21 protein-coding genes are annotated in these 23126 nt (G+C 30.3%); 15 read left to right on the plus strand and 6 right to left on the minus strand.

Annotated features, from left to right (window positions below; all coding sequences use genetic code 11):
• Positions 1-35: 35 nt before the first annotated feature.
• From B6F84_RS03980 to B6F84_RS03995, 4 genes are all read left to right on the plus strand, one after another.
• The gene (locus B6F84_RS03980) at positions 36-431 is read left to right on the plus strand and encodes a hypothetical protein (protein WP_148691032.1); all 396 of its coding nucleotides are present in this window, start codon (positions 36-38) and stop codon (positions 429-431) included.
• Positions 432-441: 10 nt separating this feature from the next.
• The gene (locus B6F84_RS03985; RefSeq protein WP_148691033.1) at positions 442-783 is read left to right on the plus strand and encodes a hypothetical protein; all 342 of its coding nucleotides are present in this window, start codon (positions 442-444) and stop codon (positions 781-783) included.
• Entirely contained in the window at positions 773-1063 is a 291-nt protein-coding gene (locus B6F84_RS03990) for a hypothetical protein (protein WP_148691034.1), read from the plus strand. The genes B6F84_RS03985 and B6F84_RS03990 overlap by 11 nt, the downstream gene beginning before the upstream one ends.
• A 429-nt stretch (positions 1064-1492) precedes the next feature.
• Positions 1493-3052, plus strand: coding sequence for an aldehyde dehydrogenase family protein (locus B6F84_RS03995; RefSeq protein WP_148691035.1), 1560 nt, complete (start codon positions 1493-1495; stop codon positions 3050-3052).
• Between the two features lie 397 nt (positions 3053-3449).
• Here the strand turns inward: B6F84_RS03995 and B6F84_RS04000 are convergent, their stop codons facing one another.
• The 4 genes from B6F84_RS04000 to B6F84_RS04015 all read right to left on the minus strand — a co-directional run bounded on the left by B6F84_RS04000 (position 3450) and on the right by B6F84_RS04015 (position 9401).
• The gene (locus tag B6F84_RS04000) at positions 3450-6845 is read right to left on the minus strand and encodes a molybdopterin dinucleotide binding domain-containing protein (protein WP_148691036.1); all 3396 of its coding nucleotides are present in this window, start codon (positions 6843-6845) and stop codon (positions 3450-3452) included.
• Between the two features lie 123 nt (positions 6846-6968).
• Positions 6969-7742, minus strand: coding sequence for a hypothetical protein (locus B6F84_RS04005; protein WP_148691037.1), 774 nt, complete (start codon positions 7740-7742; stop codon positions 6969-6971).
• Positions 7743-7879: 137 nt separating this feature from the next.
• A complete protein-coding gene (locus tag B6F84_RS04010; protein WP_148691038.1) occupies positions 7880-8542 on the minus strand; it encodes an arsenate reductase (azurin) small subunit in 663 nt (220 codons plus the stop codon).
• A 217-nt stretch (positions 8543-8759) separates the two neighbouring features.
• Positions 8760-9401, minus strand: coding sequence for a sulfocyanin (locus B6F84_RS04015; RefSeq protein WP_148691039.1), 642 nt, complete (start codon positions 9399-9401; stop codon positions 8760-8762).
• 399 nt (positions 9402-9800) lie between these two features.
• Between B6F84_RS04015 and B6F84_RS04020 the strand changes: the two genes are divergently transcribed.
• Positions 9801-10661: a hypothetical protein gene (locus tag B6F84_RS04020; protein WP_148691040.1), complete on the plus strand. Its 861-nt coding sequence runs from the start codon at positions 9801-9803 to the stop codon at positions 10659-10661.
• A gap of 139 nt (positions 10662-10800) precedes the next feature.
• On the opposite strand, the gene B6F84_RS04025 is transcribed toward B6F84_RS04020, so the two are convergent.
• The gene (locus B6F84_RS04025) at positions 10801-11592 is read right to left on the minus strand and encodes a hypothetical protein (RefSeq protein ID WP_148691041.1); all 792 of its coding nucleotides are present in this window, start codon (positions 11590-11592) and stop codon (positions 10801-10803) included.
• Between the two features lie 508 nt (positions 11593-12100).
• On the opposite strand from B6F84_RS04025, the gene B6F84_RS04030 reads away from it, so the two are divergent.
• The 9 genes from B6F84_RS04030 (at position 12101) to B6F84_RS04065 (ending at position 19715) form a co-directional block, all read left to right on the plus strand.
• The gene (locus B6F84_RS04030) at positions 12101-12763 is read left to right on the plus strand and encodes a sulfocyanin (RefSeq protein ID WP_148691042.1); all 663 of its coding nucleotides are present in this window, start codon (positions 12101-12103) and stop codon (positions 12761-12763) included.
• Positions 12764-12934: 171 nt separating this feature from the next.
• Entirely contained in the window at positions 12935-13075 is a 141-nt protein-coding gene (locus B6F84_RS13820) for a hypothetical protein (protein WP_187152747.1), read from the plus strand.
• 88 nt (positions 13076-13163) lie between these two features.
• Positions 13164-13703, plus strand: a complete 540-nt coding sequence (gene soxA, locus B6F84_RS04035) for a proton pump complex quinol oxidase subunit SoxA (protein ID WP_236749054.1) — start codon at positions 13164-13166, stop codon at positions 13701-13703.
• A gap of 1 nt (position 13704) precedes the next feature.
• A complete protein-coding gene (soxB, locus tag B6F84_RS04040) occupies positions 13705-15336 on the plus strand; it encodes a proton pump complex quinol oxidase subunit SoxB (RefSeq protein ID WP_148691043.1) in 1632 nt (543 codons plus the stop codon).
• Between the two features lie 100 nt (positions 15337-15436).
• Positions 15437-16000, plus strand: a complete 564-nt coding sequence (locus tag B6F84_RS04045; protein ID WP_148691044.1) for a DUF1404 domain-containing protein — start codon at positions 15437-15439, stop codon at positions 15998-16000.
• A 574-nt stretch (positions 16001-16574) separates the two neighbouring features.
• On the plus strand, positions 16575-16946 hold the full coding sequence (locus B6F84_RS04050) for a hypothetical protein (RefSeq protein ID WP_148691045.1): 372 nt from the start codon (positions 16575-16577) through the stop codon (positions 16944-16946).
• Positions 16943-17671, plus strand: coding sequence for a Rossmann-like domain-containing protein (locus B6F84_RS04055; protein WP_148691046.1), 729 nt, complete (start codon positions 16943-16945; stop codon positions 17669-17671). The genes B6F84_RS04050 and B6F84_RS04055 overlap by 4 nt, the downstream gene beginning before the upstream one ends.
• Positions 17672-18556: 885 nt before the next feature.
• On the plus strand, positions 18557-19000 hold the full coding sequence (locus B6F84_RS04060) for a hydrogenase maturation nickel metallochaperone HypA/HybF (protein WP_148691047.1): 444 nt from the start codon (positions 18557-18559) through the stop codon (positions 18998-19000).
• Entirely contained in the window at positions 18975-19715 is a 741-nt protein-coding gene (locus B6F84_RS04065) for a P-loop NTPase (RefSeq protein WP_187152748.1), read from the plus strand. The genes B6F84_RS04060 and B6F84_RS04065 overlap by 26 nt, the downstream gene beginning before the upstream one ends.
• On the opposite strand, the gene B6F84_RS04070 is transcribed toward B6F84_RS04065, so the two are convergent.
• Positions 19708-19944 (minus strand): hypothetical protein, encoded by a 237-nt coding sequence (locus tag B6F84_RS04070; protein WP_148691048.1) that lies wholly within the window; start codon positions 19942-19944, stop codon positions 19708-19710. The genes B6F84_RS04065 and B6F84_RS04070 overlap by 8 nt on opposite strands.
• Positions 19945-20892: 948 nt before the next feature.
• On the opposite strand from B6F84_RS04070, the gene hypF reads away from it, so the two are divergent.
• The gene (hypF, locus tag B6F84_RS04075; RefSeq protein ID WP_148691049.1) at positions 20893-23124 is read left to right on the plus strand and encodes a carbamoyltransferase HypF; all 2232 of its coding nucleotides are present in this window, start codon (positions 20893-20895) and stop codon (positions 23122-23124) included.
• Positions 23125-23126 lie beyond the last annotated feature (2 nt).

Below are 23126 nucleotides of genomic sequence, written 5' to 3' on the forward strand. Positions count from 1 at the left end.
ATTAATTATTTCTTATATATATGTAGGGATTAGAAATGGACGTTAAATCCCTAAATAAAACTGTGCTTGTGCTATCTTCTGTATTATATTCCTTAAATATTATACTTTCAGTCTCGCTTTATACCCTTTTAGAATATGTATCACTTCCTATAAGTAATATAGCCTTAAGAAGTATATTAGTGTCTGTTCCTTTAATATCTGCTTTATTCAACAGCATAATTTTAGCTATGATAACCATGAGTCTAAAATATGCAGAATATTATGGAATTTCTAAGTCTGCTTTGGCAATAGTAATTTATGCAGGTTACTGGCTAGCCTTTAGACCACCATCTTATGTATTAATCTTTATGATAAGCATAATAGCATTATGCATTATTCAAATAGCTGACTTATTCCTTTACGCTAAACTACAAAAAGAAATGTTTGGCTAAGGGAATTCTCATGTTATTTAAATTGAAGCTAAAAGGCAAAGATATTTTTCCCTCTAAAATAACAGCAGAATTAGCTTACAAAAAGAATTTAGTTTTAATAATCAAGAGTAATGGAGGGAGAGCGCTTTACGTTGATTTCATTTCTTCAGATAGTCAATTAGGGTCTTATAAAGTCCCTCCTTTTTTAGAAGGTAAGTTATTCTATTACGAGATTTTAGAAATACCTGAAGAATATTCAATGTATATAAAATGTATTGCAGGTGAAGTCGAGAAAAAAGTTTTCCCATTGTTTAAGAATAAGAAACTTTCATGTAATAATGAAATTACTGTGGTGATTGAAAATGAAGGTTGAGGATTTATTTAATTGTGGTAACGTTAAATGTATGAAAACCGGAGAATTTTGTATCGAAGTAGATAACGTTAGAATAGTTTACTCAATAAATTATGAGTTTGGCCCTATTATAGAGATTAATCTTAAATCTACTAATTTCAAGTCAAATTGTAAAATTCTTTTTGATGTTAGAAAAGAAAAGATAATTGACATCTCCTGCTATGGTTTTAAAGATAATAAAGTAAAGTTAGCACTAGAAGGATGCTTCAAGGAAAAAAATCTTCTTTATAAGTCTATATAAACTTTTAAAATTATTTTATTTTTAAAAACTCAATATCTAATTAAGAAACAAATAAAAATTTACAAAAAGTTAATTGACATCTCTTATTCGTTAGAACATAACAACATATTTTCTAAACAGAGTACAGGTAGCTTTAAACACAGTTAATAAAAACTGATATTTTTATTTGTAGTATATTCAGTATATAATTTGAAAAGCGCCTATAAGTCCCTTATTAATTGATGCTATAATAACTTTAAAGTATTAGTTGTAGGTATTTAGAAATTTACATTCCTCTCCTTATAAGAATTATCCGTAAGCTTACGTTAAGTTTTCAAAAATACACGAAGTATTCAAGCATATTTTATACAATTTTACTCTATCTTTTAATCAATAGTGTGAAATATGTACAAGTGAAAATATTTAAACCTCTAATGCTACATTATTATTATGGCATTCATAAATGAAAAAACGTACCAAAATTACGTTGAAGAAAATAAAGAAGAAGAATTTCATAGAGAATTTGAAAAAGCGTTAAAAAGCGTAGAATTAGGTAAAGAATATCCAATTCTTATAGGTAAAGATCAAATTAAATTAAATTCCAAATTTACAGTTAAAACACCAATAGACACATCGATTACGTTAGGAATATTTCAAAAAGATGACGGGAACAAACTAGATGAAGCAATTAAAATAGCAAAAGAAGCCTTTAGTTACTGGAAAAATTCAGATTGGATAGATAGAGTAGAGTTAGCTCATAAAGCAGTAAATGAAATTAGAAGAAGAAAATTTGAACTTGGAGCAATAATTACCTATGAAAACGGGAAAAATAGGTACGAGGCAATGGGAGAAGTTGATGAAGCAATAGATTACTTCGAATATTACACTAAAATATTAGAAGACAATAGAGGATTCATCAGAGAAATGGAAAGTAGAATAGTAAAAAATGAAAAAGCGTATTCAGTAATGAGACCTTATGGAACCTGGTTAATTATATCACCATTTAACTTTCCATTAGCAATAACAACTACTATGACTTTAGGAGCCTTGCTTACAGGAAATACTGTTGTTGTAAAACCTTCATCAGATACTCCGATTTCAGCTTATATGTTAGTCTCCATTTTACGAAAGGCTGGATTTCCACCAGAAGTCGTAAATTACGTTACAATATCAGGCGAATTAATAGAAAAACACTTAACAATAGATGGCTTTGCATTCACCGGATCAAAAGAGGTCGGACATAGACTTTTAAAAAAATTTATAAATGAAAAACCAAGACCAGCAGTACTCGAACTAGGAGGAAAAAACGCTACAATAATAACAGAAAAAGCAGACTTACAAAAAGCAATAGAAGGAACTTATAGAGGCGCATTCGGTTTTGGAGGACAAAAATGCAGTGCCACATCAAGAATCTTCATCCAATCATCTATTTATGATGAAGCTTTAATAAAACTAAAGGAAAAAATAGAAAATACCAAAATAGGAGATCCAAGAGAAAGAAACACATTTCTTGGCCCAGTAATCAATAAAAACGCTGTAGAAAAATATAAAAATTATCTAAAACAAATACAAAGCGAAGGAGGAAAAATTTTAGTAGGCGGGAAAGTTATTGAGGAAGAAAAAAGCTATTTAGTAGAGCCTACTGTCATAGTCGACTTACCTTATAGTAGTCCATTATGGAAAACTGAATTCTTCGTACCTATAGTTCTAGCAAAGGAATTCAAAAAACTGGAAGAAGCAATAAAAATGGCAAATGATGTAGATTACGGTTTAACAGCGGGAATATTTTCGGAAGACGAAAAAGAAATACAATACTTCTTTGAAAATATAGAAGCAGGAGTAACTTATGCTAACAGAATATACGGATCAACTACGGGAGCAATGCCGGGAGTACAACCATTCGGCGGATGGAAAGACTCGGGCTACACAGGAAAGAACGCTGGCGGGCCTTATTACTTATTATCATTCCTTAGAGAACAAGCTAGAACAACATATTATGAGGAAAAATAATTTTGGATTGCGAAAATCTTAAGTAGAGTCTATCATTTTTACACTTAGAATGCATTTAAACTATGTTTAGCAATTAACTAAATCCCTTAATTATCTTATTCGATAGAAGATAATATAATTCTCTCATCAACTTACGCACTTAAAATATTTTTAGTTATATTTTAAAAAGGCACATGTTTAGTCATATCATATAAACAATTAAACTAAAGCGTTATTTTTTCTTAAACTGCTATATGTTTTTATTTATGAAGACAAGTCATAATTAAAGATTATTTTTAGAAAATCTTTAAATATATTATAAGTTAAAATTTGTATATAGTTTAAATGGCACTTATTAGGATTCAAAATAGATTAGAAAAAAAGAATATTAAATTAGATAAATAAAAAATTGGTATTTTTAACCTCCTCCATAAGAACTACTAGATGATACGTGGAATTGCACTGGAGCAAATGTTATCTTTTGCATTTCTTCTTGGGATAACGTTCCAACTTTCTTAATATTTACCCACGTCCATTTAACCATCTGATTATCTGTGACTGGATCAACAGTTGGAGTAGTAAGCTGATTAGCTCCAGGCTTAACCTCAAATGCCATTGCCACAAATAACTGTCCAGGTGGTACTGTATTTGATATCCATACTACTCCAGTATTAGACCCAAAATCATTATACATCTCTATAATATCACCATTCTGTAATCCCTCATTACTTGCATCTTGAGAATTCATCATTACTATTCCGTACGGTACTCTATTACGAATCTCTGGTATTTGATAATCAATCCATCCACTCTGGAATATTATGTTCCACCTACCATTATTTACCCAGTACTTATACTTCTGCTGTTCCTGAACTGCATATCCGAATATTCCTACGTAAGGTGTTGGGAACGGATTAAATCCATTAATCACATATGGTAACAGATCGTTCCAAGAATATCCAAACATCGACTGTAAGTCATTTATAGAAATATACTGAACTTGTCTAGTTATAAGAGGTAATGAAGTATTTCCTACGGTAACAGCTTGATTAGGATTAATAGTTACAGCTTCAGCCCTTAGCTTTCCAGCAATAGCTGGTTCAGCATAATTTACTAAACCCCATAGTGTAAAACTACCATCTGAATTTGTAGTCTTACCTAAGATTGGTAATTGCACACCTATAGTCCTAGCCATTTGTAAATCTGTTAAGTCAATCTGTGCCCAGCCAGGAGCCCAGTGAGGAACTACATATCCATAAGGCCATGAGCTAAAGTTACTTGGACCATTAGCGACATAATAATTCCATAATCCATTATATATGTTAAACCAATTATAGTCATAATAGTTCTCTGAGAACTCTGATAATTCAGATAGGGATAGTGGAGCACTATTCTGCGTCATATTATTCTTCAATAAAGTCCAGACTTGATTGAACGCGTTATATAATCTTTGGGCTTGTGGAGAATTTCCATTTCCTTCTTCTTGATATAATTGATAAATATAGTAAGATAATAATCCATATATCCACACATCAGGCATTGACATACCTGCTGGGGAATGATATACTTGGTCTAATCTTAGTCTTCTATCATGACCATCCCATCTTATTTCATAAGTTTCTCCATGATTAGATGCAGAAGGTAATAGTATGTGCGCAGCATATTCAAATACTCTGTTTTGACTAAGTATTATGTCATTACCTGCTACAAACATTGCACCTTTTACAGCATTAGATCCACTTAGACAATTAATAACGGCTGTAGCATAATCAGAAGCACTTGGGAACGAAGGTATTCCTTGACTTACTGCAGACACATTATATGTAGAAGATGTAGGTAATGATGAGGACGAAGATGGAATACCTAAATTAGCAGTATTTTCTACACACTCTTGTAGTAAAGTAGCCCTATTGTGTATTACTTGATATAACTCTCCTCCATTCATAGTTTGTTTAGATACATTTGCAGTAAATACCCATAACACTTTTCCGTATCCACTTTGAATTAAGTAATCTATTACAGGATTCTGTTGATATATCTGAGGAACTAGAGTTTTTGTGTAGTTAGCATAGAAGTTCTTTATATAATTAACTATATTAGTTCCATTTACTGTCATCCCTTGTGCTTGAAGCTGTTGCGGAACATATTCATGCATTGCTATGTAGAATTGCCTGCCTTGGCTTAAATTGCTGACCCAAGGTGGAGGTGGAGGTAAAGGAAATGCTGCTCCTCTCTGATGTCCAAATCCAGTAGAAACACCACATCCAGGTCTTCCAGATAAAGCTCCAGATATTATTCCTAAATTAGCTATTGCATATATTGGAGTATAGTTTCCGGACCATATTACTCCTTTTTCAAACTCTATTAGAGTTCTCCTATAGAATGACTGGCCACTACTATTAGTCTTAGGTTGAGCTATTAAATCACCCATAAGTTGTATTATATTTTGAGGGACTCCTGTTATCTGTGATGCTTCAGATAACCATTCATCTAAAGTTTTCGAAGATAAATATTGAGTATAGTAAGTATAAGTATCAGAATTAAATGTAAAACCATTTGCTGAAGCAGATTGGTACATATTTATAAAGTGATTGACTACGTCTGGATAAGTATAATAAATGTAAGCAGCTACAGCATTAGCCAACTCAGCATCAGTACCCACATTAACTTGTACATATAGGACTTGACCACCATTTTGTGGATTTATTGGAGTTCCGCTGCTTGTCTGACCATTCATTGCTTGTTCAATGGTTTGTCCTGCTTTTGCTACTGTAGCGTGGACAGTTTCTGATGGTCTAGCTTCTACTATTATTACATTAGCTGGAGGAGTTGGTTCTCCTGAGTCAAACCATTGAGCTTTTCTTGATTGTGTCGTTCCAGTTAAATTATCAAATATATGCTGAATCAAATTAACCGTAGATGTATCATATTCATTAATTCCCCATAAAACTAGAGTATCAGCAATACTAATGTCTAGCATACTCGCAGTATCTGTTCCATTTCCGTTAGTAGCTTCTTCTAATGCGTCTTGAGTAAATGAGAAAGCTACTTGATAATGGAATCTTACAAAAGGTGTAGCTAAGCCCATGTGAATAAGCAATCCCGGCATTAAATTACTAAAAACTCCTCCTCCTTGTCCTCCTCCGTGGTCTGCTCTTACAGCAAAAACTTGAACTGCTGCAGGACCTACTGGAGATGGATAATTAACAGTTTCGTGATCCATATAATATTTTAATATTTTTCCAACAGCCTCAAAAGCATAGCTCCATCCTATATTTTGTAAACTTCCATTCCATCTTATTAATGGAGTTTTTATTCTACTTTCATATACTGCATATCCTGCTGCATTATCTGAGAATGGACTCCAATTTCTTTGAGCATTTCTACCTCCTCTGGTAGAATAATTACCTTGATTTACTGGACATTCAGGACTAGGAATTTCTAATATATATACTGATTCCCAAGCTTGCGTGTTTGGATTGTATCTTACTGTCTTTGATACCATTCCTTCTCCTATCCAAGGAGTGCCAGTTAATGCGCTCAATGGAGATAAAACTGATGTATAATCAGCTTGATAATTTTGTAGATTTCTGTTAAAAACTTGATCGTTCATGTTATAAACTATTGCATTTTGTCCTTTTGCTGGTCCTCCTACTTGATCTGTAGGAAATACAAAAATATCATATCCGCATCCTACGTTACAGAATCTGCAAGTAGCAAAATATCTTTCTGCTGTGACTGGAGGTAATGGAACTTTACTATTAGCTGGCCCAGTAGATACAGTAGACGAAGACGAACTAGAGGTTGAACTCATACTTTCCACTAAATACAATTGCTTAATTAATGCTTTAAAAACTTTGCTATATATTTTTATTTTAGTTATTTTTAATTTTTTAAGAATAAAAAGATTATAAAAAAATTTCATATAAATATTATTTTATTTTTTCTTAATATTTAAGCTATTAATTCTAAGTTCTTTAGGAGGCTTAGGAGTTAATGCATCGTAATTAAACTTTAATCCTATCGCAGTTAAGGGAGGAAGCAAAATATAAGCTAAGAAAAGAGTGCTATTACCTATGGATGTAAAAAATAATACATTAGCAGTAGGAATAGCAGTAGCTAATAGAATAGGAATGGAAATACAACAACTACCTCCTCCTATTACACCTAGTAAAGGCGCTAAAAGAATAACTTTTGTTTTAGTAATAATTTTTGACAATCTCAATACTCTTAATATGTTTGCAGTTACTAATATAGCTATTATGAAACCCATAAAAATAGCATAAAAAGACAAAGCAATATAATAATTTGGAGGAAATCCAATAGTAATAGTTGGATTAAATAATAAATTCACTAATGTCGCATAAAATCCAGCTGGGTAAAATGGAGTAAAGCTAAAGGACGCAAAAGCAGAATTAACGAAGAAAAGCTTACCATAAATTCCAGTAAGAATTTTTTCTAGCGCTATACTATATACAAAGTAATGCACGGATAAATATCCGAAGAATATTCCCAAAGTAACCTTAGAAACATTCTTGGATATTAAACTAAAACTCCCTTTCAGAAAAGTCTTAAGTAATAGAATTGTTAAAGAAATCCAAAAAATCAAATTACCAACTATAGAGTAAAGGAAGTAATTAACAGAATTTGGAGAAATGTATAGTAAGAATAATCCAGCTAAACAAAGGATAACATAATAGAGATATCTCATAAATTAAAAAAAGTAATTAATACTTAAAAAGTTTTCTTACAATTTATTAAATGTACGATTAGCTATTAAGAGGTGTCACTAACCTTACACTATATAATACTTCTTTTCTTCTAATTAATATATTTATTAAATTATGTTTATGAACTAGAGGAGCTAGACGAAGACACCCCTTGTAATACATTATTATAAGCACCGTACACTAATCTATTGAAACCAATAGCATATATATTTCCAGTACTTTCGTCATACTCTAAATAGACTTGGGCCAAATACTGATTAGGATGGCCTATAACTTGCATGCCACTCCTAGTTAGGTCATACTGAGAGTAATGCTGTGGGCATACCAAACATGCTGTGGTGGGATCATAGAGTAATGGCTGATATCCCATGTGAGCACAAACATTACTAAAGGCAACTACATCATTATTAGGACCTACGCCGTTCATTGACGGCTTCCCCGTTCTTACTACCACTATAGGATAATTCATATATGTAGTAATAACAGGCTTACCAACTGTTAATTGATTATAGTTTGCAACCATGACTTTTGGATATACCTCTGGAACTTCCTTGGTAATAGTCTGGGTAACAGTTTTTGTAACAGGTACTTGAACTTCTTTTACTTCAGGTTGTACTTCAGTGATCTGATGCGTTATAGTCTTTGGAAATAAATTACCTCCTATTACAGTTCCTGCAGCTATACCAGCAATTGCTCCAGCTACACCTACTACAATAGCTCTTCTATTACTATCAATCGGCTCCTTCTTTTTTCCTTCTCCTTTATCAGACATAATAATCATGATAAACATAGATGCAAAGATATATATGCATATGTATATATGCATAGTTATACATAATTAAAATTTATATAAAATTAACTTTTATTAATTTTCAAAAAAATAGAAAAAACTATACAGTGTTTAAACTATAAGGTATAAAAACGGAATAATAAAAGATATAAAAAGAAGATTTTCTAATTTCTTTTTAGACTGAAGAATTTTACTTTGAATGTTTTTATTAGCTTGTTTCGTATGGTGTTGTTATTGATGTTGACGATATTATTACTCCCCACATTCCTGATTCTGCGTGTCCTGCTATTCCACAAGCGAACCAATATATTCCTGCTGGTAGTGATGTAGAGCCTGAGGCTGATGCTCCACTTGATATTCCATTAGTTTCGTATGTTGATGATGTTGTTCCTACTGAGAATATTATTTTTCCATCTGCACCAATATTAGCATTGTTTGGAGTTGTTGTACTATTTTGTACTATGTTGAAGTTGTGCGGTATTGACTCTTGATTAGTATAAGTTACTATTACAGTCCATCCTGCAGGAATATAAATATGTAATTGACCACCTGAAGTACCATTAAAATTGAAAGGATTACCAGTAGAAAGACTAACAATATTCAAGAACACAGTATGATTACTAGCATCATAAGGTAAAGCAACAGCACCAGAAGGTAATCCTGGTGTGGTAGTTGTCGTAGTAGTAGTTGTATGAGTTGTAGAAGTTATAGATATATTGGATAAAAGTGGAGCTGCTTTTGGATAATGTACTGGATTATATACTATAGCAAAATTATATGCTAAGAAACCTATCATAAATGCGGTACCTGCAAATATAAGAACTAATATGGCTAATCCTATTCTACTCATTTATCCTCGTTATTTTTTATAAAAAATCAAGTATATATTTTTAACTAAACATTACTTTAGGAAGTTATATTTTTTAAATAATATTTTTTCTAGTATTTCTATTGAAATAATAATATTATAATGTGTATAATTACCTAAAATTTGGATTCATATTGGGTTGGAACTTGGAATAAACTGAGTCTTCCATCGATATTTAAGTATCATATTTTAGAATAAAGTTATACCTTCTAAACTTTCCATGAATTATATAAGATAATTTTTCATAGTTTATATTTTGAAAATTAAAATTTTTTGATACTAAATAATATTTTTGCTTAAATTAAATAAAATTAAATAAATTGTCAGAAAAATTATGTTGTCACACTAGATTTAATAACGTCTCTATTATATTTTTATTTAATGATTTCAGAAAAGATACTAATATGCATACCAGCAGGGAATTTATCTCTAACTTCTTTTTGGGCTCCTATGATAACCTGGATGTTGAAAGATAGAGACAAGATAGAGTTTGTAAGCTATTATGGTAATAGAGTAGATATCAACAGAAGTAGATGCATAGAATACCAGAAACAGACTAAGCTTGACATGATAATGTTTGATTCTGATGTACTTCCACAATTGTCATTATCTGAAATTTTAAAATATTTAAATGAAGATATTGAAAAATATTCTGCTGACGTAGTAATAGCTCCTCTTTTTTCTCCTATTGGATATATAGGTGATGTGCCACCTTTAGATAAGGACGTATATCCAGTTAATGTTAGTTCATTAGGTTTCGTATTTATTCCTCTAAAGACTACAGAAAGACTAACTCCTGTTTCTCAATATCCGTTAGTAAATAGAATTAAAATACCGCTATACTTTAGATATACTGAGTATACTTCAGAGGATTATGATTTTATACTTAGAGTAAAGACACAAGGTATGAAAGTTCTAGGAGATAAGAGAATAAAAGTAGCACATATAAAATACGTACCATTTGTACCACCAGAATTTAATCAAATTGATATTATTCATAATATGTTTGAGCAAAATGGGATACAAGCAATAATAAATGGGAATGTAGCATACATTCCAGTAGGAATAAATTCGTATATCTTACTTGATGGAATTCAGGTAAAGGATCAAAATAAGTTATTCTTAAGTAGAGTTCAACTAATAAGAGGAAACGACATAACTACTATAGCAAATGATAGAGAATATTCGATAGAAGAAATAAAAAATATGATTTCCAAATATTTAGGCATTGAAGAGAAATAACTGATTAAAATTTTAATTGATTCATTAGGGAGATACTAACTATATACAATCTTTTGAATAACATTAAATTAATACGAAATTACGTTTAGCCTTCATAAAATAGGAATGCTGAATTTACTGTAATTTATGTAAAGTCAAATTATTTTGAATTAATGGATTTAGGTGATAAGTATTTGCATTTACTAATTACTCTGTTCATATCTCTTAAATTATAGTAAAGTAAGAAAACTGAGCCAATAGGTAATCCATAGTATGCTAAAGCAAAATAAACTGGAGAAGCCAAAATACCCAACACTGAATAGACTGCTCCAACTGCTAAAGCACTCATGTAAATTAGAATAGTAGGTAATGATAAGCAGCATGAAGTACCGGATACTATTCCAATAGTAGGAATGGAGACAATTGCCAATGGTAATTTTTTAGTACTTTTTATTATATTATACATTTTTACTAATTTTTCTATATTAGCACCTATTAATAAAGCCAAAATAATTCCGATAAATACAGCAAATGGTGTTCCGTCACTTTCGTAAGGACCAATAAAAAACCAGAACCCTGGACTAGTAGTTTCCCAGTATACATAATAAGGTAATGGAGGAGTAATAGTTGCTCCAACTCCATAAGCAAAATATGGGAAAAATCCTATATATCCTAAAATTAGGGTATAAAAGATTCCGTAAGCTATGATGTGAAATGTAAGATAAGTAATTCCAGAAATCCAATACCCCTTACTTTTCTTAGACTCTGGTAATATAGACTTGTAAAATTTTCCTGGTATTAGTAAAGCTATTGCTAACCAAAAGGAGGTAGCAGAAATAGCAGATAAGTAAAGAAGTTCAGGCATAGTTTTACCTAGGTCTTCCACATAGGATATAATAGAAATGATAAAGAGAATCAAAATGATTACAAGTTTTTTTCTCCTTTTTAGCATGGATTAATTATTTTTATTATTGATAATAAGTTTTTCTAGAACGTTCTTCATACCATAGCCAGTTATAAATTTTATATATTCTGGATTCTTCATGCTAAGATTAGCATAGATTTAAGTTTATGATAACCTTATGGCGTCTAAAAACACAGTTTATGCATGCCTATATGCTGCACTATGGTGCTCTTCATTCTTTTGAACATTAAAGTTAGGAGAATTTGTTAATTGAAGAATATTTAATTTTTATCCTTAAATAATATTTATATTTAGTTTATATCTAATATTCAGAAATAAAATACTATTCTTAGCTATAGATTTGTGAACATATAGCTAATATATTAATAAGGAATAGAGTGCTAATTTTCTATAAATATAGAAAAATTCAAAAGATATTATATGATATTTTACACGGCTTTCTATACTATATTTAGTTAAATCTTTTTTACAAACTTTTATACTTTTAATAATGAAAAATCTTATTAACTAATATTAACGTTATTTTTATCTTGAAATGGCTCAAACAAATACCACAATAGTAGTAGCAGTAGTAATAGCAATAATCCTTGTAGCTGTAGCTGGATATTATATAGCAACTAGACATCCAGTAACTACCACATTACCTACAACAACTACATTGTCAACTACAACAATAAGTGTAGTTACAACTACTACAACTTCTACTACTACTACTACGACTTCTACTACAACAACTACTACTAGTAAGTTGCCTTCTGGTGCTGTTGCTTTACCTTATGATGCTAGTAATCATACTGTGTTCTTGAATATTGTTAGTCTTTCTACTGGTAATCCTTTCAATTTTAATGGTACTTCAGGTGGTCAATTACATATTTATATTCCTGCAGGATGGACTGTAATAGTAACTTATACTAATCAAGAGTCAATACCGCACAACTTCAACATAGTACAAAATAGTACAACAACTCCAAACAATGCTAATATTGGTGCAGATGGAAAAATAATATTCTCAGTAGGAACAACATCATCAACATACGAAACTAATGGAATATCAAGTGGAGCATCAGCCTCAGGCTCTACATCACTACCAGCAGGAATATATTGGTTCGCTTGTGGAATAGCAGGACACGCAGAATCAGGAATGTGGGGAGTAATAATATCATCAACATCAATAACAACACCATACGAAACAAGCTAATAAAAACATTCAAAGTAAAAGATTTTTTAAATACTTTATTATAAGATTTTTTTATTTATAAAAGTATATAAAATAATTTAATATTGTGCTCTTCTAAATAAATCTTTTAATGAAAGAATTTAAGCTAAACTTTAAATAGGATAATTTTGTTAAAATATATTTCGATCAGAAATGTTTATATGGGCTGTTTCAACATATGCATCTCCAGCCAGTATAAGTCTTGAAGATGCTATAGGATTTGGATTAGCAGGAGTAGCAATAGTAGGAGGAATTTTATTTTATCTATTTTTGAGAAGAACTACTTTCGAATAAAAATATTAGATTTTTTTAAAAAATATTTTATAACCTATTATAAGAAAAGCTTTTTAACTAATTAATCCTTTTTTATTTTTGACCAAAATTGAGTAAAGATCTACATAAACGAGATTGGGAAAAAATATGGTTTGTAGTTATGCTAGTTATTGTTGCAATTTTCGTAGGATTTTCATATGCTACTATAATAAGTGGTAATGCAGCAACGTATAGAACTGGATTACCTCTAGGTAGCGCACTTCCGAAGCCTCTACCCAATGGTACTGTAGTAATATATATGCTTGGAGTTCAATGGTCATGGATACCACAAAATGCTACAGAAATAGTTTACATTAATGGTGTTCAACATAATATTAGCGTGAATAATATTATCACTTATATTAATGGATATCCTTACATTAAAATATATCCTAATCAGCCAGTTGTAATGGTATTGTACAGTAATAATGTAGTTCACGCTTTCTATATGAGATTACCTCATGGTCCTCAGAACTGGAATATTGTGCCTGGAATAGATAGTTATGCCTTCTTCTATGCACCTCCAACGCCAGGCAATTACACATTCCATTGCGCAGAATATTGTGGAATAGGTCATTCATACATGTATGGATATTTCTGGGTGATGTGAAATGGCCAAGTTATATCCTAAATCTACTTTAGGTATTAGTTTTTTATATACTGCTGGAGGGTTAGCATGGCTAGCAGCTATGGGATTAGCTGCTATGTGGTTTAGAACTATTTTGTTAAATCCTCATGTTAATCCTAAGTCTGGATATGCTGTAGCTCCTTTATACTACTTCTTAGTTACTTTTCACGGTCAAGCAGGAATGATGATGATAGTAATTGATATTGCTATTGCTGTCGCTGCTTACGGATTCTATAAGGCTGGAATGTCAATAGTTCACAATAAAATCATGACTATTGCGTTTTGGATAATTAATTTACCTATGATTGTGGAATTTGCAGGTGGTCCTACAACTGGATGGTATATGTATCCTCCTTTAGCTTTGCAGGCTGCCACATGGATAATATATGGTGCTATGAAGGATGCAAGTACTATGATTGGACTAGCTTATTTTATGATGTTCTTAAATACTATAGGTGTAATAATTGCTTCCGTTGTGCTATTCTTAGATGGAGTTAAAACAAGACCTAGGGAAGGAAAAATCCCTATATTTGCAGCTTATGGTATGACTTTTGCCGGTCCATTTATTTTCATAACTGAACCAGCTTTATCAGCTGCTACATTATGGTACACTCTATACTTCTGGGCTAAGGTTCCAGTTAATCCATTAACTTGGGTGGTGCTATTCTGGTTCTGGGGTCATCCTATAGTATATTATGCTCCATTTGCTATATTCGGAGGAATTTATTACTTAATACCCAAGTTCTCTGGGAGATCATTGTTTAGTGAAAAGTGGGCTAGATGGAATATTGCTTTACTGTTTACTTTTGGTATGTTAGTCTGGGTTCATCATTTACAGACCTGGCCTTTACCAGTAGTTTTAAGGGCTTTTATAACTCCTACTACGTTAATACTAGCAGCAGGGTCTGGTTTAACTGTGCTTAACTTAGGTTTAACAATATTTACAGGTAACTATAAATGGAAGGATCCTGTTGCCTTTGCCGCTTTAATAGCTTTAATAGGATTTATATTAGCTGGGTTACAAGCTCTATTGCTACCAATTAATCCATTAAACGTTATTGTTCACAATACTTACTATATTGTTGGTCACTTCCACTTAATGATATGGACTATCATTGTAGTAGGATATGTAGCTATTTTGCTAGACGCGTTAAAAACAAAGATGGGCAATGCTGATTTTTCATCCTTAGCTAAGGGAATGATTGGAGGAGGATTAACTATGTGGACTGTCGGTGCTTTAGCTTTAGGTTATACAATGAGTTATGCTGGTTATGAAGGCTTAATTAGAAGATGGGTTGCTTATCCAGTAAAATTCTTACCATTCATGGAAGCAATGACATATTTCGCTATAATGATGGGAGCAAGTTTTGTAATGTACGGTATACCTGTGCTATTTACATTACTTGGAGTAAAGACATCTTTATTCTGGACTACTGGACCAATGGTGAGTGTAGGTGGATTACCCGGACCTGGAAGTGGGCCTATAGCATCTAGTGGTGTAAAAGCTACTGGAGGAAATGAGAAAACAGAGAGCAATGAAATTAAAGCTGAAGATGAAATGAAATCAATTACGAAAGATCTTAATGAAGAGGATTTAGTACATAGGCTTAAATGAATTAATAATTGTTTTTTTAAGTTTTTTATAAAATAGATTAATCTTTTTATACAAAGTTATAGAAGATAAGTTTTTAAGTTATTATAAATAATATTATTTTATGATAAGGTATAATGCTTCATCATTCAGTTGGAAGAGTTTTATCTTTCCTATAGTTCTTGTAGTAGCTTTTGTCAATCCTATTACTGAGTCGTTACAATTTAGTAATCCTATTATTTATATGTTAGATCATTATGCTTTATTTGCTGCTGGAGCTTTAATAGGGTACAAAATTCTGAGGACTTCAATAATAGAATTTCTTATAGGTATAATACCAGCTGTATTTTGGCATATTCCTTATTTCTTTGCTTTAGCTGCTGCTTTTTTACCTTTTAGAGCATTATGTGAGTTTACATTATTTGCTGGTGGATTATTAGTAGGAGCTTATGTTCCAAAAATGTCTTTAAATGTAAAAATTGCTTCTTTAGCTTCTTACATGCTTGCGGATACGATTCTCAGTATATTCTTTATTCTTTCTTATCCTCAATATAGTAATGTAGATTATAGCTTTTTGCAATGGAGTCCAGGAGAATTACCAGCAGTTGGAATATCAATGTTTGTAGTGATGAACTTGATTCTAATATATTCCATTATAAAGATAATGAAAAGTATTAATTTATTTTAAGCGTTTATATTTATTCTATTCTTTTTCGTAAAAATATGATATATTTTAGAAAGATAAATTTATTTTATTTAGTAAAAATCGGATAATAGGTCAAAACATCTTCTTATCTATTATCCTATATTAAATTGTAATTCAACATTAAGAAAATTGAACTCAATATCTACTTTAAGAATCCATGACAATTGTTATTCTGATAATTTAGTCTGTGTATTATTTGGTTACTTAGTTTATTCTACGAAATAATTCTAATTTAGAGAATTGTCTCAATTTTCAGATGCTCTACAAACTACTAATAGTTTATTATAATCCTAAAAATAGTTTGTGTACTATTTAAAAAATTAACAAGCTTAACGTTAAATTCTTATAAAGAGAATAGTATTAATTTACAAAGAATCTATGTATTAACTATAAATAGTTTAAATTAAATGTTAAATATGTATAAGTTTAAATATTTCTAAATGATAATATTAAGTGGTGAAGTTATTTATGAACTGGAAAAGAGCATTATTATTAGCCGAAGGCTTACTTACAATTTACACATTTTTTTTATGCTTATACTATTCATTTTTCGGTTATGTTAAGAGCTGGTTTAGACGTGCTTCATTTATCTCCATTTTATCCAATAACTGCATTTGGAGTTTTAGGAATTGTATTTTTATTAGTTTCTCTGAAACCAAATTTAATTAGTAGTAGATTAATGATACTACTTAGAATACTTAGTGGAATAGCTGGATTTATAGTAATTTTCTTTATTTTAATAAAAGGAGATATAGCTCTTGCATTTACTAATGGGATATTTACAGTAGCATCTTTGCCAGGTTTTCCTTTTGCTGGTGGTTTGCTTATTCATATTATCTTTGAACATGCACTAGGTGGATCCTTGGGGCTTATTCTAGCTATTAAGCCAAGTCTTCTTATCAGAAGTGCTTCTAAGGTGAGACGTTGAAGCTGACTGATTTTCTTGTTTCTTATGCTAAAGAAAAAGATTACGAAGTAAAAAACGTAACTATAGGGCTAAATTGGACTTGCGTCTTATCAAAAAACTGTGGTATTGCATTAACTTATAAATTACCTTTAATTGGAGAAGTTCCTAATGGTGGAAATTTGGAGTCTTTTACTACTGGACAATTAGCTGAACTATTATATTCATGGAATTTGCTTGAGGCTAGTGTTGGATTAGCTTCAATAAATTCTACAATAGATCCAAGTTGGAATTTTAAAGGAAACGGATTAGAATTCGTTTTAGAGATAGCAAAGGGAAAAAGAGTAGTAATGATAGGTAAATTTCCTGGTATAGAAGAATTTAAGAAAATATGTTCTTCTTTTATAGTTTTAGAATTGAATCCTTATCTCATTAATCCTTATGAGAATATTTTGCCGTCAACAGCAAGTGAAAGTGTTATAGAGAATTCTGATATTTTAATAGTGACATCTTCAACGATAATAAATAAATCTATAGATAGATTACTTGAATTGGCTAAAAAAGCATATAAAATTCTTGTAGGTCCAAGCACTCCAATGTCTAAGGAATTACTAGAATATGTAGATGCTTTAGCTGGTATCAAAATAAATAACCCTCATGGAATGATTAAGAAGATAAGTCAAGGATTTGGTATGGTTACACCTAAAAAGCTAAATGGTGATGCCGATTTTATTATTCTCAGTAAATAGAATTTAGAAAAAGAATTATAAATATTGTCTTTACCAAAAATTATGTAGTTTGATTTGCCGATATTTTGTAATTATTTCTTTTGAATGAGAGCTAACTAAGAAATATAATAGATTAGCTCAATCGTATTAACTATAAATAGTATAAAAATTAAAATATAAATTATAATAATAATTTAACTATAGATTATGCAAAAACTCTTATAAATTACTAGATAGTCAGTAATTGAAGTTTTTATGATATAATTTTTAAAGAGTTATCGAATCTATAACTTATGTTTTTATTAATATTTTATTATTATTATATACATAATTTTATGATATAATTTTTACTTTAACGGCTTGATTTTAAAACACTTTTTATCACTAGTATTACTAACGGATAATTTTTAGCGTTTAATCACGATAAAAATTGCGGTTTATGTTTTTACCTTAAAAATTTTATATATTTTTTCGATTTAGATTAGAAAAAATTTAATTCCTAAAAAATTTATTCTGTATTAGATAATGTTTAATTTTAGTCTGTTCTAACTATTCAAGAATTATCGACTTAATTTAATTAAAATTATATTATAAAAAGAAATTAAGTTTAGGAAATTATCTTCAACTTAATTATCTAGTGTTCTATTCACTAAGTTCTGACTAAAACCTGGATAGAAATCAGTAATCATTAGTTTCTGTTCATCTGATATATTTTATACTATAAATCTATAAGTCATAAGAATCTAATTTTCTTAAGATTAAATCTGTCAACTAGAGAAAATCTTGCTTATTTATAATATTCAATTTTCTATATAATATAGAAAAAGGTTATTATTTTAATTATATCATTCAATGTGAGGAATTTTTTTAATTATGCGTATTATATATTATCTTGGGTATAAGATTATGCATGAGTGGTCTGTAGCTGATGCTGTAATTAGAACTGTAATTAATTGGGCAGAAGAGAATCACGTCAAAGAAGTAACTAAAGTAAAGCTAGGAATTCCTTCTTATTCTTTTTTAGAAGTTGATATTTTGAAGGAAGCTTTTGATATGATGAAGAAAGATTCAGTTTTAGATCATGCGGAATTAGAAATTGTGATAAAGGAGCCTACTTTTGTATGTAAAAATTGTGGGTATGAGTTTTCCTCTAATGATGTTAAAGATCAATTAGATACTGTAAGATCAGAGTTTGGAGAAGAATATCCATTACATTTAATGCCTGCTTTAGCTCCTTCTTTTCTGAAATGTCCTAAATGTGGTTCTCATGATATTATAGTTAAAAGTCAAGATATAACTATTGATGGCATAGAGGTGAAGGAAAGTGGAACCGCTGAGACAGTTAGCTAAGGAAAAATTGTCTGGCCGAAAAATTTTTGCTGTAATGTCAGCTAAAGGCGGAGTAGGAAAGAGTATATTTTCAGCTATTTTCTCTTTAGTTTTATCTGAAAAAGAAGATGTTACACTAATTGATATGGATATTCATACTATGGCTTCATCTAAACTCTTTGGCTTTGAAGGGAAATTACATGAAGTGAGTAAGAATGGAATAGAGCCTTTTAACATAGGTAGGCTGAATTTGATAAGTTTAAGCGGGGTAGTTAAGAATAACTACGTAATATTGCCTGGAGGTAACCAATCTTCAGTTATGGAATCTTTAATATCTTTTAGTAACCTTAAGGGGAATGTAGTTTTTGATATGCCACCAGGTTTAGGAGATGAATTGTTAGTTTTAGAGAAATTAGCTAATAACTATTCTCCTTTGGTTGTTACTACTCCATCTAAAGTTTCTATTAAAGTTGTTAAGTATCTTTTAGATTATATAGAAAAAGAGAAGGGTAAAAAGAACGTATCATTAGTTGTCAATATGGCTTATTTCAACTGTGACGATAAGATTGTAAAACCATTCGGTTCTGTTAACTATGACGAATTAAAATACGAAGGATATAGTTTTGATAAGATAGTTGAGATTCCTATAGATCCTAAAATAGAAGATTACATAGGGAGAATTCAAGATTATAGTGGAGAAATAAAGGAAAAAATAAAAAATGATTTTCTTAAATAATTCCTGAAGTAGTGCTCCCTTCTTTTTTAGGTTGTAAAGGTGAACTTTCAATTATAAAGCATGGATCTTCTCCTTTATTTATATGCATTTGTTGATGTTCTAATGCTGTAGAAGCAGGCATAACTTGATTATCTAACTTACATCTTAACATAACGTCTACTACAACAACTACTGGCTGTTCTGATGGTGGAGTAAATTTAGATGTTGATATTTCAGGTTTTGGTTCCATTATTTAATAATTATATTATTCTCTAGTATAAAACCTTTTCTAGATTTAAGATTTGGTATTATTTATTTACTTAAATAATTTGAGAATTTTAGCAAAATATTATTAAATAGTTAAAATAATTAACACGTTAATTTCTTTAATAGTTAAAAAAGTAAGATAGTAGTAGGTATCACATGTTTCACCTCTAACAATCGAACTATTTGTGATAAATCGTAGGAGATTTTATTCAGAATTATAGTATCTATTGAATTATTGGTAGAATAATATTTAAACTAATAAATTTTAAATATATATTGTAACTTGTAAACTATTGCAAATATACTTTCTTCTCTTAATTAAAACTCAGCATTAACGTTAAGTTTTCAGATACGCAAAGCAAGATACTATAACTTAAATTATATGCTAATATATTTGAAAATTGGAAAATAGAATAAGATGCTACTCTTACTGAATAAGATAGGACTCTAAATTTTTCAATAGTGCAAAAATATTAAAATTTAATATTATTTATACTATATTTTGTAAGATATAAAAATATTCATAATTTGTCTAGAAATTTGAGTGCAGTATCAATGGCACGACTAGCCTTTATGCTATCTAAGTATATTTTTATAGGTTTACGTTTTCCTTTGAAATTAACATAAGCTGGATTTTTTGATAATGATCAGCACTGTACGATACAAACGTAATTCTTCTATTTCCGATTGAATCTTTACGTTGTTTCTATGGATGATTCTGATAAGGAGAATAGCCTTATTTTGTAGATAATCCACAAACTAATAGCTAGTAGAGCAAAAATTATTTTCAGTTATAAATATATTTTATAATTAAATATAAAAACTTCTGTTTAAATATAAATTAATAAATATCTAACTAATAATTTGTAATTTAATAAAATATTATCAAATACTTAAAAACACATATAATTTTCTGAGATAATTAGTTCTTGTGAAAGCTTTTAGAATTATAATATCTGGGATAGTTCAAGGAGTAGGATTTAGACCATTTATATATAGAATTGCAGTAAGGAATAATCTCAAAGGATATGTTAGAAATTTAGGTGGTAGTGAAGTTGAAATAAAAATTATTGGGAAAGATGATGATTTAATCGGAAAATTCTTTTCTGAACTATTTTCAAATTTGCCTCCATCAGCAAAAATAGAAAAGATGATCGTTGAGGAAAGTGGCATAGAAGACTTAAGCGAATTCAAAATTTTATCAAGTGGAAATAAAATTCATGAAATTAGTGAGATTCCTCCTGATTTATCCATATGCGACGATTGTTTAAAAGAGGTATTGGATAAAAATAACAAGAGAAGATATTACTACGCTTTTAATAGTTGTGCTTTTTGTGGTCCAAAATTTTCAATTCTATATAAAGTTCCATATGATAGAGAAAATACTTCTATGAGAGATTTTCCATTATGCAAGGATTGTACGAATGAATATTATGATCCTAATAATATAAGGAGATTTGACGCACAAGGAATTAGTTGTTCAATATGTGGTCCAAAGCTATTTTTAGAAACAATTTACGGAGAGAAAATTGATGGAGATCCTATATCGTTAACTGCAAAATTAATTGAAGAAGGAAATATTGTAGCTATAAAAGGTATAGGAGGATTTCATATAGCTGTAGATCCGTTTAATGACGATGTAATAATTAAATTGAGAGAAAGGAAAAAAAGACCTCAACAACCTTTTGCATTAATGGGAATAAGTACTGAAGTGATTAAAAAATACGCTGAAGTAAGTGAAACAGAAGAATATTTACTGAATTCTCCGGAAAGACCTATAGTATTATTAAAAAAGAAAGATAATTCGAGTATTTCAAAATTAATATCTCCAGGATTAGATAGAAATGGATTCTTTCTTTACTATACTGGATTGCACTATTTGCTTCTTAATCAGTTAAAAGATAAAATTTCCATAATGACGAGTGGAAATAAGCATGGAATTCCAATGTGCACTGACGAGGAATGCGTAAGGAGAGAACTAAATGGAATAGTAGATTATGTTTTATATCATAATAGGAAAATTGTAAATAGAGTAGATGATAGCGTTCTTAGAGTATCGAATGGTAGAATAATGATGCTTAGAAGAGGAAGAGGTTACGCTCCTACTTGGATTAGGCTAAATAGAGAAATTAATTATCCAGTTATTGCTGTTGGAGCTGAATTGCAGAATGCTGGAGCTATAGGTTTTAAAGACAAAGTTATCCCTACGCAGTATATTGGAGATACTGACAAGATAGAAACGTTAAATAATTTAGAAAAATATATCAAATATTTTCTGAATGTATATTCATTAACTCCTAAAATAGTGATAGCAGATAAGAATCCCTCATATCAAAGTGTTAAGTTAGCTACAAAATTATCTCAAGAATATTCAGCCGAATTGATTCAAGTTCAACATCATTTTGCTCATGCTTTAAGCGTTGCGTCAGAAAATGGAATTGAGGAGGGAGTAGCGATAACAATTGATGGAATAGGATACGGAGACGATGGTAACGCATGGGGTGGAGAAGTAATAAAATTCGATGGAATTAAGTATTCAAGAGAGTTTCATCTGGAATACGTTCCTTATCCTGGTGGAGATATAAATGCTTTAAAACCTGAAAGAATGTTAGCAATTTTCCTTTCTAGAATATTAACTTTTGACGAAATAAGTAAATTTGTAAAATTAGATAGTAGAGAACTAAGAGTTATAGAACATCAGTTAAAAGAGAAAACGCTTATGACTTCTAGTACAGGCAGATTTTTAGATGCAATATCGGCGTTTTTAGGAGTATGTAATAAAAGAACTTATGAAGGAGAGCCTGCAATAAAGCTTGAAGCATTTAGTAAAGGTAAATTATTAGATTTTGAATTTGACTTGAGAAATGATGAGATTATTACAGAAAAAGCTTTTGAGTGGTTAATTCAGAATAAAGATAAAGATGGTAGAGATTTAGCTTATACTATTCAATACAAATTAGGTAAGGCTTTAGTTAAAACTGCATTAAAATTAAATCCAGAAAAAATTCTAGTTTCTGGTGGCGCATCAGTAAACGAAATTATACTTAAGGGTATTATGGAGAATTCGGAAGGCGTAGAAGTTATTACTCCGAATAAAGTTCCTGCAGGTGATGGAGGAATAGCGCTAGGACAAGTATTTTATTCATCGTTTATTGAAAGTTAATA

Origin of the sequence: Acidianus manzaensis, assembly GCF_002116695.1 — an archaeon.
Classification (GTDB): Archaea; Thermoproteota; Thermoprotei_A; order Sulfolobales; family Sulfolobaceae; genus Acidianus; species Acidianus manzaensis.

Excerpts from the sequence above, each read along its gene's own strand:
- B6F84_RS04000 (WP_148691036.1), bottom strand. The coding sequence starts at position 6,845 with ATGAGTTCAACCTCTAGTTCGTCTTCGTCTACTGTATCTACTGGGCCA.
- B6F84_RS04010 (WP_148691038.1), bottom strand. The coding sequence starts at position 8,542 with ATGATTATTATGTCTGATAAAGGAGAAGGAAAAAAGAAGGAGCCGATT.
- B6F84_RS03990 (WP_148691034.1), top strand. The coding sequence starts at position 773 with ATGAAGGTTGAGGATTTATTTAATTGTGGTAACGTTAAATGTATGAAA.
- B6F84_RS04025 (WP_148691041.1), bottom strand. The coding sequence starts at position 11,592 with ATGCTAAAAAGGAGAAAAAAACTTGTAATCATTTTGATTCTCTTTATC.
- B6F84_RS04005 (WP_148691037.1), bottom strand. The coding sequence starts at position 7,742 with ATGAGATATCTCTATTATGTTATCCTTTGTTTAGCTGGATTATTCTTA.
- B6F84_RS03995 (WP_148691035.1), top strand. The coding sequence starts at position 1,493 with ATGGCATTCATAAATGAAAAAACGTACCAAAATTACGTTGAAGAAAAT.
- B6F84_RS04030 (WP_148691042.1), top strand. The coding sequence starts at position 12,101 with ATGGCTCAAACAAATACCACAATAGTAGTAGCAGTAGTAATAGCAATA.
- B6F84_RS03985 (WP_148691033.1), top strand. The coding sequence starts at position 442 with ATGTTATTTAAATTGAAGCTAAAAGGCAAAGATATTTTTCCCTCTAAA.
- B6F84_RS04015 (WP_148691039.1), bottom strand. The coding sequence starts at position 9,401 with ATGAGTAGAATAGGATTAGCCATATTAGTTCTTATATTTGCAGGTACC.
- B6F84_RS13820 (WP_187152747.1), top strand. The coding sequence starts at position 12,935 with ATGTTTATATGGGCTGTTTCAACATATGCATCTCCAGCCAGTATAAGT.
- soxB (WP_148691043.1), top strand. The coding sequence starts at position 13,705 with ATGGCCAAGTTATATCCTAAATCTACTTTAGGTATTAGTTTTTTATAT.
- B6F84_RS03980 (WP_148691032.1), top strand. The coding sequence starts at position 36 with ATGGACGTTAAATCCCTAAATAAAACTGTGCTTGTGCTATCTTCTGTA.
- B6F84_RS04045 (WP_148691044.1), top strand. The coding sequence starts at position 15,437 with ATGATAAGGTATAATGCTTCATCATTCAGTTGGAAGAGTTTTATCTTT.
- B6F84_RS04020 (WP_148691040.1), top strand. The coding sequence starts at position 9,801 with ATGATTTCAGAAAAGATACTAATATGCATACCAGCAGGGAATTTATCT.
- B6F84_RS04060 (WP_148691047.1), top strand. The coding sequence starts at position 18,557 with ATGCATGAGTGGTCTGTAGCTGATGCTGTAATTAGAACTGTAATTAAT.
- B6F84_RS04070 (WP_148691048.1), bottom strand. The coding sequence starts at position 19,944 with ATGGAACCAAAACCTGAAATATCAACATCTAAATTTACTCCACCATCA.
- B6F84_RS04050 (WP_148691045.1), top strand. The coding sequence starts at position 16,575 with ATGTTAAGAGCTGGTTTAGACGTGCTTCATTTATCTCCATTTTATCCA.